This window comes from Streptomyces sp. NPDC048483, assembly GCF_040651455.1.
GTDB lineage: Bacteria > Actinomycetota > Actinomycetes > Streptomycetales > Streptomycetaceae > Streptomyces.
Genome location: NZ_JBEZJZ010000152.1, coordinates 1 through 15,606 on the forward strand (window position 1 = coordinate 1; position 15,606 = coordinate 15,606).

Annotated in this window: 11 protein-coding genes; 4 read left to right on the forward strand and 7 right to left on the reverse strand. The window is 72.4% G+C overall.

Going from position 1 to position 15,606, the window contains the following annotated elements:
* Nucleotides 1-51: 51 nt before the first annotated feature.
* The 7 genes from murD to rsmH form a co-directional block, all read right to left on the reverse strand.
* Nucleotides 52-1,509, reverse strand: coding sequence for a UDP-N-acetylmuramoyl-L-alanine--D-glutamate ligase (gene murD, locus AB0D04_RS39310; protein WP_362712200.1), 1,458 nt, complete (start codon nt 1,507-1,509; stop codon nt 52-54).
* Nucleotides 1,510-1,511: 2 nt separating this feature from the next.
* Nucleotides 1,512-2,576: a phospho-N-acetylmuramoyl-pentapeptide-transferase gene (gene mraY / locus AB0D04_RS39315; RefSeq protein ID WP_362712210.1), complete on the reverse strand. Its 1,065-nt coding sequence runs from the start codon at nt 2,574-2,576 to the stop codon at nt 1,512-1,514.
* A gap of 5 nt (nt 2,577-2,581) precedes the next feature.
* Nucleotides 2,582-4,015 (reverse strand): UDP-N-acetylmuramoyl-tripeptide--D-alanyl-D-alanine ligase, encoded by a 1,434-nt coding sequence (gene murF / locus AB0D04_RS39320; RefSeq protein WP_362712201.1) that lies wholly within the window; start codon nt 4,013-4,015, stop codon nt 2,582-2,584.
* 62 nt (nt 4,016-4,077) lie between these two features.
* Nucleotides 4,078-5,817 (reverse strand): UDP-N-acetylmuramoyl-L-alanyl-D-glutamate--2,6-diaminopimelate ligase, encoded by a 1,740-nt coding sequence (locus AB0D04_RS39325; protein WP_362712202.1) that lies wholly within the window; start codon nt 5,815-5,817, stop codon nt 4,078-4,080.
* 18 nt (nt 5,818-5,835) lie between these two features.
* Nucleotides 5,836-7,851 carry a penicillin-binding protein 2 gene (locus AB0D04_RS39330; RefSeq protein ID WP_362712203.1) on the reverse strand — a complete coding sequence of 672 codons (2,016 nt, stop codon included), beginning with the start codon at nt 7,849-7,851 and terminating at the stop codon, nt 5,836-5,838.
* An 8-nt stretch (nt 7,852-7,859) separates the two neighbouring features.
* Nucleotides 7,860-8,453 (reverse strand): septum formation initiator family protein, encoded by a 594-nt coding sequence (locus tag AB0D04_RS39335; RefSeq protein WP_362712204.1) that lies wholly within the window; start codon nt 8,451-8,453, stop codon nt 7,860-7,862.
* On the reverse strand, nt 8,450-9,418 hold the full coding sequence (rsmH, locus tag AB0D04_RS39340; RefSeq protein ID WP_362712205.1) for a 16S rRNA (cytosine(1402)-N(4))-methyltransferase RsmH: 969 nt from the start codon (nt 9,416-9,418) through the stop codon (nt 8,450-8,452). Before rsmH ends, AB0D04_RS39335 begins: the two co-directional genes overlap by 4 nt.
* A gap of 415 nt (nt 9,419-9,833) precedes the next feature.
* On the opposite strand from rsmH, the gene AB0D04_RS39345 reads away from it, so the two are divergent.
* The 4 genes from AB0D04_RS39345 (at nt 9,834) to AB0D04_RS39360 (ending at nt 15,323) form a co-directional block, all read left to right on the forward strand.
* On the forward strand, nt 9,834-10,391 hold the full coding sequence (locus AB0D04_RS39345; RefSeq protein WP_362712206.1) for a carbonic anhydrase: 558 nt from the start codon (nt 9,834-9,836) through the stop codon (nt 10,389-10,391).
* Between the two features lie 116 nt (nt 10,392-10,507).
* Complete coding sequence (locus AB0D04_RS39350; RefSeq protein WP_362712207.1) at nt 10,508-11,530, forward strand: MoxR family ATPase; 1,023 nt, start codon at nt 10,508-10,510, stop codon at nt 11,528-11,530.
* A complete protein-coding gene (locus tag AB0D04_RS39355) occupies nt 11,530-12,909 on the forward strand; it encodes a DUF58 domain-containing protein (protein WP_362712208.1) in 1,380 nt (459 codons plus the stop codon). Before AB0D04_RS39350 ends, AB0D04_RS39355 begins: the two co-directional genes overlap by 1 nt.
* Entirely contained in the window at nt 12,906-15,323 is a 2,418-nt protein-coding gene (locus AB0D04_RS39360; protein ID WP_362712209.1) for a DUF3488 and transglutaminase-like domain-containing protein, read from the forward strand. Before AB0D04_RS39355 ends, AB0D04_RS39360 begins: the two co-directional genes overlap by 4 nt.
* The last annotated feature ends 283 nt before the right edge of the window (nt 15,324-15,606 follow it).

Genomic DNA, 15,606 nt, shown 5'->3' on the forward strand with positions numbered 1-15,606 from the left:
CATAGTTCACCCGAACGCCTCGGTATTCTCTACCTGACCACCTGAGTCGGTTTAGGGTACGGGCCGCCATGACGCGGCGGTCAGCTCACGAACTGCGTCGGCGAAGGCGGCGCCCCGCTTGGTGTAATTGACGAACATGTCCATCGAGGCGCAGGCCGGGGCCAGCAGAACGGTGTCGCCGGGCCTGCCCAGCCGGGCGGCTTCCCGTACGGCCTCGGACATCGCCCCAGTGTCGGTCCGCTCGAGGTCGACGACCGGGACATCCGGAGCGTGTCGCGCCAGGGCCTCGCGAATCAGCGCCCGGTCGGCGCCGATCAGGACCACCCCGCGCAGCCGCTTGGCGGACTTCTGCACCAGCTCGTCGAAGGTCGCGCCCTTGGCGAGCCCGCCGGCGATCCACACGATGCGCTCGTACGCCGCCAGCGACGCCTCGGCGGCGTGGGTGTTGGTGGCCTTGGAGTCGTCGATGTAGGTGATGCCGCCGATGTCCGCGATGTGCTGGATGCGGTGCGGCTCCGGGTGGAAGGCCCGCAGTCCGTCGCGTACGGAGGCCGGCCGCACCCCGAAGGCGCGGGCCAGGGCCGCCGCGGCGAGGGCGTTGGCGATGTTGTGCGGCGCGGGGGACGCCAGGTCCGAGATCTCCGCGAGCTCCTGGGCCGTCTGTGGGTTCGCGACGAAGGCGCGGTCGACGAGGATGCCCTCGACCACCCCCACCTGGGAGGGCCCGGGGGTGCCGAGGGTGAAACCGATGGCCCGGCAGCCCTCCTCGACATCGGCCGCCCGCACCAGCTCCTCGGTCGCCGGGTCCGCGAGGTTGTAGACGCAGGCGACGGTGTTGCCCTCGTAGATCCGGCCCTTGTCGGCCGCATACGCCGCCATCGAGCCGTGCCAGTCGAGGTGGTCCGGGGCGAGGTTGAGGACGGCCGCGGAGTGGGCGCGTACGGAGGGCGCCCAGTGCAGCTGGTAGCTGGAGAGCTCGACGGCGAGGACGTCGTACGAGGCGCCGTCCTCCTGCCCTTCGCCGAGCACGACATCGACGAGCGGGACGCCGATGTTGCCGACGGCGGCGGTGCGCAGGCCCTCTGCCTCCAGGATGGAGGCCAGCATCCGCACGGTGGTGGTCTTGCCGTTGGTGCCGGTGACCGCCAGCCAGGGCGCGGAATCGGGGCCCCGCAGGCGCCAGGCGAGCTCGACATCGCCCCAGACCTCGATGCCGGCCTTCTCGGCCGCGAGGAAGAGCGGGCTGCTCGGCTTCCACCCCGGGGTGGTGACGACCAGTTCCGTGCCCTCGGGGAGGGTGTCGCCGTCGCCGAGGCGGACGGTGATCCCCAGCGGCTCCAACTCGGCCGCCTGGGTGCGCTCCCGCTCGCCGTCGCTGCTGTTGACGACGGTGACGTGGGCGCCGAGGCCGGCCAGGGCGCGGGCGGCGGGAACGCCGCTCACGCCGAGGCCGGCCACGGTGATGTGCATACCGGCGAACCCCTCGGAATCGGGGGTCGGGTCCTGCATGGTCACTTCGCTGCCTGCCAGCCGCCGTAGAAGATGCCGAGTCCGACAATGACGCACATGCCCTGGATGATCCAGAACCTGACCACGACAAGGACTTCGGACCACCCCTTCAGCTCGAAGTGATGCTGAAGTGGCGCCATCCGGAAGACCCGCTTGCGCGTCAGCTTGAAGGAGCCGACCTGGATGACCACGGACATGGTGATCAGGACGAAGAGGCCGCCGAGGAGGGCGAGCAGCAGTTCCGTACGGGAGCAGATCGCCAGGCCGGCCAGGGCGCCGCCCAGGGCCAGCGAGCCGGTGTCGCCCATGAAGATCTTGGCGGGCGAGGTGTTCCACCACAGGAAGCCGAAGCAGGCGCCCATCAGCGCGGAGGCGACCACCGCCAGGTCGAGCGGGTCGCGGACCTCGTAACAGCCCGGTCCCGCGGTGATCTGGTTGGCGCAGGACTCCTGGTGCTGCCAGATGCCGATGAAGGTGTACGCGCCGAAGACCATCACCGAGGCGCCGGTGGCCAGGCCGTCGAGGCCGTCGGTGAGGTTCACGCCGTTGGACATCGCCAGGATCATGAACAGCGCCCAGATCACAAAGATCACCGGGCCGACCTGCCAGCCGAAGTCCTGGGTGAAGGACAGCCGGTCCGAGGCCGGGGTCTGTCCGCGCAGGTCCGCAAACTGCAGCGAGAGCACCGCGAAGGCGATACCGACGATCAGCTGGCCGGCCATCTTCGCCTTGGCCCGCAGGCCCAGCGACCGCTGCTTGACGATCTTGATGTAGTCGTCGAGGAAGCCGACCAGGCCCATGCCCGCCATCAGGAACAGCACCAGCACACCGGAGAAGGTGGGGTCGCTGCTCGTGATGACCTTGGTCAGCGCGTACGCGATGATCGTGGCCAGGATGAAGGCGATACCGCCCATCGTGGGCGTACCGCGCTTGCTGTGGTGGTCGCGCGGGCCGTCATCGCGGATGAACTGCCCGTACCCCTTCTTGGCCAGCAGCTTGATCAGCACCGGGGTGCCGATCAGGGTCAGGAAGAGTCCGATCATTCCGGAGAAGAGGATCTGCTTCATCGAGTTCATCGGGACGCGGCTCCGCCCTCAGCGCCGATGACGCTCTCGCCGTCCAGCAATGCTGCGGCGACCCGCTCCAGTCCCACCGACCTGGACGCCTTCACCAGCACGACGTCTCCCGGTCGCAGCTCGCTGCGCAACAGGTCGACCGCCGCCCGCGCGTCGGACACGTGCACCGACTCCTCACCCCACGAACCCTCGTTCTTGGCGCCCATGTCGAGCCAGGCCGCTTCCCTGCCGCCGACCGCCACGAGCTTGCTGACGTTGAGCCGGACGACCAGGCGTCCGACCGCGTCGTGTTCGGCGAGCGAGTCCTCGCCGAGCTCGGCCATCTCACCGAGCACCGCCCACGTACGACCGCCCTTCGCCTTGGCGGCTGCGCCCATTGCGACCAGCGCTCGCAGCGCCGCTCGCATGGACTCGGGGTTCGCGTTGTAGGCGTCGTTGACGACCGTCACGCCATCCGCGCGCTCGGTGACCTCCATCCGCCAACGGGAGAGCGTGCCGGCTTCGGAGAGCGCGGTGGCGATCTCGTCCACGGGCATGCCCAACTCATGGGCGACGGCGGCCGCGGCGAGCGCGTTCGACACGTGGTGCTCACCGTACAGCCGCATGGTCACATCACTGCACCCGGAGGGTGTGCGAAGCGTGAAAGCAGGCTGACCGAGATCGGTGAGCCGGACATTCTCGGCACGGATGTCGGCATTTTCGGCCTCGCCGAACAGCACCGTGCGGGCCTTCGTACGGGACGCCATGGCACTGACGTACGGGTCGTCGGCGTTGAGCACCGCGATGCCGTGCGCCGGGAGCGCCTCGACGAGCTCCCCCTTGGCGACGGCGATCTGCTCGCGGCCGCCGAACTCGCCGATGTGGGCAGTGCCGACGTTGAGCACCACGCCGATCTCGGGCGGGGTCAGCTCGGTGAGGTAGCGGATGTGGCCGACGCCGCGGGCGCCCATCTCCAGGACGAGATGGCGGGTTTCGGCGTCGGCGCGCAGCGCGGTCAGCGGCAGCCCGATCTCGTTGTTGAGGTTGCCTTCCGGCCAAACTGTCGGCCCGTGCCGCTGGAGCAGCTGGGCGATCAGGTCCTTGGTGCTGGTCTTGCCGGCCGATCCGGTGAGGGCGACGACCTTGGTACCGAGCCGCTCGACGACGGCGCGGGCCAGCGCGCCGAGGGCGGCGACCACGTCGTCGACGACGATCGCCGGGACGCCGACGGGCCGGGCGGCCAGTACGGCCACCGCGCCCGCCTCGAAGGCGCCGGCGGCGAAGTCGTGGCCGTCGACGCGTTCACCGGCGAACGCGACGAACAGCCCGCCGGGACGTACCTGGCGGGAATCCATGACGACGGGACCGGTGACCGTACGGCCGGCGTCCGGTATGTCGTGCATCTGTCCGCCGACGATGCTCGCGATCTCGGCGAGAGACAGGGAGATCACAGGTCACCCCCGGCCGGAGGCAGAGGGTGCCAGTAGAAGGGTTGTGCGCGCATGGCGGTGTGTCATCCCTGGTGGTTCGGCTGCTGTGACTGCTGTGTCTTCAGCGATTCCTCGATGGCCTCGCGGAGCACGTGACGGTCGTCGAAGGGGCGTACCACTCCGGCGATGTCCTGGCCCTGCTCATGGCCCTTGCCCGCGACGATGACGGTGTCGCCGGGCTCGGCGCGGGCGACCGCGGCGGCGATGGCGGCGGCCCGCTCCTCTTCGACCAGCACCGTGCCGCGCTCGTGGATCGGCACCTCGGCGGCGCCCTGGAGCATGGTGGCGAGGATCGCGAGCGGGTCCTCGGTGCGGGGGTTGTCGGAGGTCAGGATGGCCGTGTCGGCGAGGCGGGCGACCGCGGAGCCCATCGGTACGCGCTTGAGCGGGTCGCGGTCGCCGCCGCAGCCGAGGACGGCGTGCAGCTTGCCGTCGGTGACCTTGCGCAGCGCGCGCAGAACCGATTCGACGGCGTCCGTCTTGTGGGCGTAGTCGACGACCGCCAGGTAGGGCTGGCCGGCGTCGACGCGCTCGAGGCGGCCGGGGACGCCGGGGACCGCGGCGACGCCGTCGGCGGCGGTCTGCGGGTCGATCCCGGCGGCGATGAGCGAGGTGATCGCGGCGAGCGCGTTGGCGACGTTGAACGGGCCGGGGATCGGGGAGGCGGCGCGCAGCGTCCGGCCCTGGGGGCCGTGCACGGTGAACGTCGAGCCGAGGGTGCCGACCTCGACGTCGGAGGCGCGCCAGTCCGCGTCCGGGTGGCCCTCCGCCGAGAAGGTGATCACCGGGACCTCGGACTCGCCGTCGGCCAGCCGCTTGCCGTACTCGTCGTCGAGGTTGACGACGCCGGCGCGGCTGCGGGCCTTGGTGAACAGCCGGGCCTTGGCCTGGAAGTAGTCCTCCATGCCGGAGTGGAACTCCATGTGCTCCGGGCTGAGGTTGTTGAAGATCGCGACGTCGAAGACGCAGCCGTCGACCCGTCCCAGGACCAGCGCGTGGCTGGAGACCTCCATGGCGACCGCCTTGACGCCGCGCTCGCGCATCACCGCGAACAGCGCCTGCAGGTCGGTGGCCTCGGGGGTGGTGCGCTCGGACTTGAGGCGCTCGTCGCCGATCCGGGTCTCGACGGTGCCGATCAGGCCCGTGAGCCCTCCGTCGGCCTTCTTCGCGGCCGCGGCCCGCAGCCCGCCCTCGATGAGGTACGCGGTGGTGGTCTTCCCCGACGTGCCGGTGATGCCGATCTGGAGGAGATCCTCGCCCGGCGTGCCGTAGATCGAGACGGCCAGGGCACCCATCCGGGAGCGCGGGTTCTCGACGGCCAGGACCGGCAGGCCGGTCTCCAGGGCACGGGCGGCGCCCGCCGGGTCGGTCAGGATCGCGGCGGCGCCGAGGTCGGCGGCCTGCGCGACGAAGTCGGCGCCGTGCAGGCGGGCACCGGGCAGCGCGGCATAGACATCACCGGGGCGGACCGCCCGGGAGTCATGGGTGATGCCGGTGACCTGGACATCGGAGGCACCGGCCGGAGCTGGGATGGCCAGCTGTTCGGCGAGTTCCGCCAGAGGGGTGGGGCGGACCTGCTCGGGGCGGGGCGCACCCGGATATCTGCCGGGGCCGCCCTCCTCCGCGTGCGGGGGTTTCGGGGACTGATCAGCTTGTGACACGGCGGTGAGCGTACCGGGCTGAGCGGCTCCGGGGCGAAGTGAGGGCCGCGCGCAGGAGCCGTCCGCGGGGTCAGGGGTGCCGTTGGCAGTGATGGTCGTCACGGCGGTATTGCCTCGATTTCATTCGCCTGGCTTGAAGGTGACCGGCAGGTGCGGGGGCTTGGTGCCGGTCGGCGGAACCTGGAGGGTTTTCAGCGCGAACGCCATGACCTGCTGGTAGATCGGGCCGCAGATCTGGCCGCCGAAGTAGCTGCCCGTGGTGGGGTTCTGGATGGCGCAGTAGACCGTGATGCGGGGCTTGTCGGCGGGCGCGAAGCCGGCGAAGGAGGCGGTGTACCCGTGGTAGCGGCCGGTTTTGGGGTCCACCCGGTTGGACGTGCCGGTCTTGCCGCCGACCCGGTATCCGTCGATCTTCGCCTTGGGGCCGGTGCCCTCCTTGTCGTCGACCACCGATTCGAGCATGGCGGCCAGCGTGGCGGCGGTCTTCTTGCCGACCACGCGGGTGCGCTCGGGCCTGGGGGCGGGCTTGTAGCGGCCGTCGGGCCCGGTGGTGCCGCGGACCAGGGAGGGGGCGATGCGCTCGCCGCCGTTGGCGATCGTGGAGTAGACGGAGGCGGCCTGGACGGCGTTGAGGGACAGTCCCTGGCCGAACGGGATCGTGTACTGCTGCGAGGTGTTCCAGTCCTGCGGCTCGGCCAGGATGCCGGCGGTCTCCCCCGGGAAGGCAAGTCCGGTCGGCTTCCCGATGCCGAATTTGCGCAGGTAGGAGTAGAGCACCTGATTGGCCTGGGGCTGCGTCCTGCCCAGCTGGCCGGCCGCCAGGATCGTGCCGATGTTGCTGGACTTGGCGAGCACGCCGTTGAGGGTCAGATACCAGGTGCGGTGGTCGACGTCGTCCGCGAACAGCCGGTCGCCGCGGTGCAGCCGGTTGGGCACGGTGACCCTGGTGGACGGAGTGGCGGCGCCCTCCTCCAGGATGGCGGCCATCGACATCAGCTTGCTGGTGGACCCCGGCTCGTACGCGTCGGTGAGCGCGGCATTGCCCAGCGACTCCGGGGCGGCCCGGGAGACGTCGTTGGGGTCGAAGCCGGGCGAGTTGGCCAGCGCCAGGATCTCGCCGGTGCGGGTGTCCTGGACGACGACATAGCCGCGGTCGGCCCGGGACTTGGCGACCTGCTTGCCGATGGCCTGCTGGGCGGCCCACTGGATGTCCCGGTTGAGGGTGAGCCGGACGTCGCTGCCGGGGACGGCGGGGTGTTCCTGGGTGTCGCCGGTGGGCACCCGGCGGCCACCGGACTGGGCGTAGACGAGCTTGCCCTCCTTGCCCGTGAGCGCCGTGTCCAGCTGGGCCTCTATGCCGCCGCGGCCCTTGCCCTCGCCGTTGACGAAGCCGAGGACGCCGGAGGCCAGGTCCCTGTTCGGGTAGATCCGCTTGCTGTGCTTGTCGGCGAAGATCCCGACCAGGACGTTGGGGCGCGGTGCCTTCCTGGGCGCGGCGGCCGCCCGGACGTCGAGGGTCTTACGAAGGTCCTTGATCCGCTTCCAGACCTGCGGGGTCTGCTGCCGGGAGAGCAGGACGTAGCGGGTCTTTTGCTTCGCGAGTTTCTCGGCGAGGGTGCCGCGGTCCTCGTGGAGGACCGGCGCGAGCAGCTCGGCGGCGCGCTGCGGGGCGTCGTCGATCCCGGTCCTGTCGGGCGCCAGCAGGCTCGGGTCGGCGGTGATGTCGTACGCGTCCACGGTGCTCGCCAGCGCCACGCCGTCCCGGTCGGTGATCGCACCGCGCTCGGCGGCGAGCTTGACCGGGACATAGCGGTTCTCGTTCGCCTTGGCGGCGAACGCCCCGGCGTCCACGGCCTGCACCTGGAAGAGCCGTACGACGAAGACCAGGAGCACCAGCGTCAGGCCCAGCGAGACCAGGCGCAGCCGGGGGCGCGGGCTGCCGAGGCGGAGGGGGGCGGGGGTTTTGGGGGCGGGCCGTTCGGGGGCGGGCCCGGTCCGTTTGGCGGCGGGGGGCCTGCGGGCGGCCGGGCGCTGCGGGCCGCCGCGGGCGGGGCGCGGGGGGCGTGCGGGGCGGCCCGCCGACGGGCCCGGCCGGGCGGGGCGCGGTAGGCGGCGGGGGTCCCTGGGCTCGGTCATGCCGCCGTTCACCTGCCGGGGGTCGTCGGGGCGGGGCGGTGCGGGGTGGCGGAGGCGGCCGGCGCGGCCGACGGGCCCGGCGCCTTGGCAGCCTTACGGGACGGGGACGGGAGCGACGGTTTGGCAGGCGGCGCCGGAGCAACGGACGGCTTGAGGGCGAGCGACGGCGCCACCGGGGCGGCCGGCCCCGCCGGCCGGGGCCCGGCGGACGCGCTCAGCGCCGCCTGCCCCTGCCCGCCCGTCGCCACGCCCGGCCTGCCGCGGACCGTACCGTCCGGCATCAGGAACACCGGGTTGCCGCCGGGCACCATGCCCAGTTTCCGGGCCCGCTTCACCAGCGCGGCCGGCGCGGAGTAGGCGTCCACCTCCTGCTGCAGCGCCTGCTGCTCGTCCGTCAGGTCGTCGGTCTTCTTCTCCAGCTTGCTGAGCTCGAACGACCCTTGGTTCAGCGCGGAGTTGAGGAGCAGCAGGGTGATCAGCCCGGAGCCGAGCAGCACGACGATCAGGAGGACGAAGGGCGTGCGCGCGGCGGTGCCGGTGCCGGCGGGGAAGAGCGCGGCCAGGCGCCCCGTTCTCCCGCCCGGCCGCCCCCGGGGCTTCATGGGGTGTCCTCGAGGTGCTCGCGGATGCGCTCGGCGCCGCGCAGCCGGGCGGGGGCCGCGCGGCGGTTCTCGGCGATCTCCGCCTCCGTGGGGAGTTCGGCGCCGCGGGTCAGCAGCTTCAGACGGGGCTGGAAGCGCTCGGGGACAACCGGCAGACCGGGCGGCGCAGTGATGGCCGCACCGGCCGCAAAGACCTGCTTGACCAGGCGGTCCTCCAGCGAGTGGTACGAGAGCACGGCGATCCGGCCGCCGACCGCGAGCGCCTTGACCGCGGCCGGAACGGCGCGCTCCACGCTCGCCAGCTCACCGTTGACCTCGATGCGCAGCGCCTGGAAGGTGCGCTTGGCGGGGTTGCCGCCGGTCCGCTTGGCGGCCTGCGGCAGCGCGTCACGGATCAGCTCGACCAGCCGCGCACTGTTGGTGAAGGGCTCCTTGGCACGCTCGCGGACGATCGCCGAGACGATCCGCTTGGCCTGCTTCTCCTCCCCATAGGCGCGCAGGATCCGCACCAGTTCACCGGGCGCGTAGGTGTTGAGGACCTCCGCGGCGCTGATCCCGGTCGTCTGGTCCATCCGCATGTCCAGCGGGGCGTCCTGGGCGTACGCGAAGCCGCGCCCGGCCTCGTCCAGCTGCATCGAGGAGACGCCGAGGTCGAAGAGCACGCCCTGGACGCGCGGCACGCCGAGCCGGTCGAGGACGTCGGGGAGCTCGTCGTAGACGGCGTGCACCAGGGTGGCGCGGTCGCCGTACGGGGCCAGCCGCTCCCCCGCGAGCCTGAGGGCCGCCGGGTCGCGGTCCAGGGCGATGAGCCGGGCCTCGGGGAAGGAGGCAAGCAGTGCCTCGCTGTGCCCGCCGAGGCCGAGGGTGCAGTCGACGACGACCGCGCCGGGCTCGGCGAGCGCAGGGGCGAGCATGTCCAGGCAGCGCTGGAGCATGACGGGTACGTGCCGAGTGTTACTGCTCATGCCTCTTCCGATGGGGTGGGCGGCAGGTAGGGTCCCGGCCGTTGGCTGGGGGATGCCGTACGTACCGCTTGGTCCCCGCCCGCTCTGAAGGGGAAGTGGACCTCCGGCGACGGGGAAGTGGCGTCGGAAGACCGGTGGAGCGGGAGGAGGCCGAGCCGTACGTGCGACGCGTTGCACACGAGGAATTCGGGATCCAAGGAGAGCGTCTCGCCTCCCACTTCGCGCCACTTTAGTCCACCGGCTGTCCCGGTCAATCAACCGGTTCCGCGCGTCCTGCGACGGCTTTCGCACGGGCCTCTCACCCGAATGGTGGCGGGGTGAGGAGTGCTGTGGGGTACCTCACAAAGGGTGATGTCGACCCGTATGCCCGGCCTCACACACGGCCGGATCCGGCGTTGACGATTACGGTAATGACATGCCCATACCTGCGTCGCAGCCGCTGCCCCCGTCCGCCGACGGTGCCGTCCGCACCGGTGGCACCGTGACCGACCGTCTCGTCGAGGCGAACCAGCGCTATGCCACCGCGTTCTCCGACCCCGGCATGGACGCCCGGCCCGTCCTCAAGGTCGCCGTCGTCTCCTGTATGGACGCCCGGATCGACCTGCACGCGGCGCTCGGCCTGGAACTTGGCGACTGCCACACCATCCGCAACGCGGGCGGTGTGGTGACCGACGACATCATCCGCTCCCTGACGATCAGCCAGCGCGCACTCGGCACCCGCTCGGTCGTCCTCATCCACCACACGGGGTGCGGTCTGCTGAACCTGACCGAGGACTTCCGCCACGAACTGGCGGCCGAGGTCGGACAGCGGCCCACCTGGGCGGTCGAGGCGTTCAAGGACCTCGACGAGGACGTCCGCCAGTCCATGCAGCGGGTGCGCACCTCGCCCTTCCTGCCGCACACGGACGACGTCCGCGGGTTTGTGTTCGATGTGACAACCGGCCTGCTGCGGGAGATCGATCCCCAGCCCTGATCCCGGACGGTCCGGGCATATCGCCCCCGAGTTATCCACAGGCCATGACGCGAAGCCGCGCGGACAGCAAGAATGCGTGGGTGAACAGTGCTTGGGGAAGGGCCGGGGAGGGCCGCGTGACGACGTACGACGAACGAGCGGGCCTTGGGGAACTGACCACCACGGTGGAGCGGGTGCACCGGTCGGTGGAGGGCGTGATCGAGGGCAAGCCGGAGGTCGTACGGCTCGCGCTGACCGTGCTGCTGGCCGAGGGGCATCTGCTGATCGAGGATGTGCCGGGCGTGGGCAAGACGATGCTCGCCAAGGCGCTGGCCCGCTCCATCGACTGTTCGGTACGGCGTATCCAGTTCACCCCGGATCTGCTGCCCTCGGACATCACCGGCGTCAGCATCTTCGACCAGCAGCGCCGGGACTTCGAGTTCAAGCCCGGCGCGGTCTTCGCACAGATCGTGATCGGCGACGAGATCAACCGCGCCTCCCCCAAGACCCAGTCGGCGCTGCTGGAGTCCATGGAGGAGCGCCAGGTCACGATGGACGGGCAGACCCATGAGCTGCCCAGCCCCTTCATGGTGGTCGCGACCCAGAACCCGGTGGAGATGGAGGGCACCTACCCGCTCCCCGAGGCGCAGCGGGACCGCTTCATGGCGCGGGTGTCGATCGGTTATCCGAGCCCGGCGGCCGAGCTGCAGATGCTGGATGTGCACGGCGGCGCCTCTCCGCTGGACGACCTCCAGCCGGTCGCGCACGCCCACGAGATCGTGAAGCTGATCGATGTGGTGCGCACGGTCCATGTCGCCGAATCGGTCCGCAGATACGCGGTGGACCTGGTGGCGGCCACCCGCAGCCACGCCGACCTGCGCCTGGGTGCCTCGCCGCGGGCCACGCTCCATCTGGTGCGGGCCGCGAAGGCCGCGGCGGCGCTGGCGGGGCGGGAGTACGCGCTGCCGGACGATGTGCAGTCGCTGGCGGTGGCGGTGCTTGCGCACCGGCTGCTGCCCACCGCGCAGGCCCAGTTGAACCGTCGTACGGCCGAGCAGATCGTGCTGGAGATACTGCACCGCATCCCGGTTCCCGACCCGTCCGCGCCGCAGTGGTGGCCGGGCCGCGGCCAGCAGCCGCCCGGGGCACGGGGGTTGTGATGTCCGACGGGGGGAGCTCGGGGGCGGGGCACGGCGGGTCGCCGGAGCGGGGCGGGCTGCGGGCGGCGCTCGGGGGGCTGACGACGCGGGGCAGATCGTTCCTGGCGGCCGGGGTGGCCGCCGCGGTGTGCTCGTTCCTGCTCGGGCAGGCGGATCTGCTGCGGGTCGGGCTGCTGCTGGCGGCGCTGCCGCTGGTGTGTGTCCTCGTCCTGCACCGCACCCGCTACCGCGTCGCGGGCAGCCGTACGCTCTCCCCCGCCCGGGTGTCGGCGGGCGCCGAGTCCCGGGTGCGGCTGCGGGTGGAGAACATCTCCCGGCTGCCCACCGGGGTGCTGATGCTGCAGGACCGGGTGCCCTACGTCCTCGGGCCGCGGCCGCGCTTCGTCCTGGACCGGGTGGAGGCCGGCGGCCGCCGGGAGGTGTCCTACCGCGTCCGCTCCGACCTGCGCGGACGCTATCCGCTGGGACCGCTGCAGCTGCGCCTGTCCGATCCGTTCGGGATGTGCGAGCTGACCCGTTCCTTCAGTGCTTCCGACACCCTGACGGTGGTGCCGCGCACCGAACCGCTGCCGCCGGTCCAACTGCCGGGCGAGACCCCCGGATACGGCGACGGGCGGCAGCGCGCGCTCGCACTGGCCGGTGACGACGATGTCATCCCGCGCGGCTACCGCCACGGCGACGACCTGCGCCGGGTCCACTGGCGCTCCACCGCGCGCTACGGCGAGCTGATGGTGCGGCGGGAGGAACAGCCGCAGAAAGCGCGCTGCTCGGTGCTGCTCGACACCCGTTCGGTGGCTCACGAGGGTGCCGGGCCCGACTCGGCCTTCGAGTGGGCCGTCGAGGCCGCCGCATCGGTGGGCCTGCATCTGCTGGAGCGGGGGTTCTCGGTGCGGCTGCTGACCGACACCGGATGTTCGGTGACCGGCCCGGACGGCACCGGCGGCACCGGGTCCGCCGACGCCGCGGGGCTCCTGCTGGACACCCTCGCGGTGCTGGAGCACTCCGAGGAGGACGGGCTCTCGGCCGCGTACGACGCGCTGCGCGGCGGCAACGAAGGACTGCTGATCGCCTTCTTCGGCGATCTTGACGAGGAGCAGGCGGCGGCCGCCGGGCGGATACGGCAGCGCTGCGGCGCGGCGGTCGCGTTCGTGCTGGACGGTGACGCCTGGGTGCCGGGGCCCGGCGGGAACAGGTTCGCGTCGGGCCAGGCGCCGGTGGACGAGCGGGTGCGGATGCTGCACGAGGCGGGCTGGACGGCCCTGCCGGTGGCCCCGGGCAGCGCGCTCGCCGCGCTGTGGCGGTGCGCCGCCGACCACGCCGGCGGGAGCCCGGACCGGGCCGCGCAGCGCGGCGCCGCGGCGGCCGGAGGCGGAGCATGAGCGGCCGGGCGCGGTTGGCGCTGTGTGCGGCGGTGGCGACCCTGTGCGCGGCCTGCGCCCTGCTGCCGCTGGTGGATCCGTTCGTCTGGATGGTGCAGGCCGCGATCCTGCTGGGCGTGGTGACCGGCGCGGGCGCGCTGACCCGGCGGGTGCCGCTGGCCAGACCGCTGACCATCGGCACGCAGGCGCTGGTCGCCGTGCTGCTGCTGACCGTGTTCTTCGCCCATGACCAGGCGATTCTCGGCCTGCTGCCGGGCCCGGACGCGATCGCGGAGTTCGGGCAGCTTGTGCACGCCGGCGTCAAGGACGTCGGCCGGTATGCCATCCCGGCCCCGGTCACGCCCGGTATCCGGCTGCTGCTGGTGTCGGGTGTGCTGGTGATCGGCCTGGTGGTGGACGCTCTGGCGGTCACGTACCGCAGCGCCGCGCCTGCCGGGCTGCCGCTGCTCGCGCTGTATTCGGTGGCGGCCGGGCTGTCCCAGGGCGGCGCGGGCTGGCTGTGGTTCCTGGTGGCGGCGGCCGGCTATCTGCTGCTCCTGCTGGCCGAGGGCCGCGACCGGCTCTCCCAGTGGGGCCGGGTGTTCGGCGGTACGGGCACGGGCCGGCCGGGCGGGTCCGGCTCCGGAGCGGACGGCGCCGTGCCGGCCCCGGTCCGTACGGGCCGCCGGATCGGCGCGCTGGCCCTCGGGATCGCGCTGGTGGTGCCCGCCGCGCTGCCCTCGCTGGGCGGCGGCCTGATCGGCGCGAGGGGCGGCGGCACCGGCCCCGGGGGCGGTGGCGGCACGATCTCCGCGGTGAACCCGCTGGTCTCCCTGCAGAACAGCCTCAACCAGCCGGCGGACAAGGAAGTTCTCAACTACCGCACGACCGCGTCCGACACCCGCGACATGTATCTGCGGATAGTGGCCCTGGACCAGTTCGACGGCACGGCCTGGAAGCCGTCCGAGCGCACCGTCACGGATGTCCCCGACCGGCTGCCCGGCGCGCCCGGTCTCTCCGGCAAGGTGGCCACCACCAGCGTCAACACATCCGTCTCGACAGCCGACTGGTACGCCCAGAACTGGCTGCCACTCCCCTACCCGGCGTCCAAGGTGGACATCAGCGGGCGATGGCGCTTCGAGCCCAGGGGCCGCACCCTCGTCGGCGACCGCGGGCAGACCACCCGCGGCGTGCAGTACCAGGTCGAGAGCCTGCAGGTACGGCCGACCGCGAAGCAGCTGGCCGCCGCCCCGCCGCCGCCCCCGCGGCTGGTGCGTGAGTACACCAAGGTCCCGGAATCGCTGCCCGGGGAGGTGCGGACCACCGCGCGCAAGGTCACCCGCGGCGCCCGGACCCCGTACGACAAGGCCGTCAAGCTCCAGGACTACTTCGCACTCAACGGCGGATTCACCTACAACACGCAGGTCAGCGCGGGCAGCGGCAGCGAGGCCATCGCACGCTTCCTCGAGCAGAAGGAGGGCTTTTGCGTCCACTTCTCCTTCTCGATGGCGGCGATGGCCCGCACGCTGCGCATCCCGGCCCGGGTCGCGGTCGGCTTCACCCCGGGCACCCCGCAGTCCGACGGCACGACCTCCGTCAGCCTCAAGGACGCGCACGCCTGGCCCGAGCTGTATTTCGAAGGCATCGGCTGGACCCGCTTCGAGCCGACCCCGAGCCGCGGCAACACCCCGGACTACACCCTTCCCGGTCAGGGATCTGTCCCCGTCGATCCGGGTGACGCCGAGCCGGCACCGGCACCGCCCGCCGCCGAGCCGGACACCCCGTCGACGGCCCCGAGCTGCGCCCCCGGCGAGCAGCGGCAGGGCTCCGGTACGGCGTGTGCGGCGATGCCCGCACGGCCCGGCGACCGCCCGTCGGACGACGGGTCGTCCCCCTGGCCCGCCCTGGCCATTGGCCTCGGCGCCCTGCTCGTCCTGCTGCTTCTTGCCCTCCCGCTCCTGTGGCGCCTGCGGATACGGTCCCGGCGGCTGGCGGGTGGCGACGGTCCGGCGGGGACTCTCGCCGCCTGGCAGGAGCTGCTGGACACCGGCTGGGACTTCGGCATCCTGCCGGACGACTCGCTGACCCCGCGCAAGGCGGCCGCCCGGCTCGTGCGCATCGGGGAACTGCCGCCGGACGCCGCCGACGCCGCCCACCGCATGGCCGCGGCGGTCGAGCAGGCCCTGTACGCCCCGCAACCGCGCCCGGCCTCCGGCCTCGCCACGGACGTCCAGCAGGTCCGCACCGGACTGCACGCGGCGGCCACCCGCACCCTGCGCCTGCGCGCCCGCCTCGCCCCACGCTCCGCGATCCGCCTCGTCTGGGCCTGCTCGGCCCGCTGGACCGGACTCGTCCTGCGCTGCACCACCAGCGGTCCCGCGACCGCCGCCCGGCGCGCAGCGGCGGCCCTGCGGCCGGGACGGCAGCGCGCATAGGGCACCCCCCACCGCGAAGCGGCCGCCCGGACCTTTCGGGCGGCCGCTTCGCGGTGGTGCTCCACCCCGCAACCGCGCCCGGCGGGCGGCCTCGCCACGGACGCCGGGCAGGTATACGCCGGACTGCACACAGCGGTCACCCTGCGCCCGGGCGCCCGCCTCGCCCCACGCTCACCGCCGCCCCACGCTCACCGCCGCCCGGCGCGCAGCGGTCCTTGGCGTACTTCTGGAGGACCGGACGGGCCTGCCCGGCCAGCCCGTTGGCCGTGTTGGCGAGCTTCTG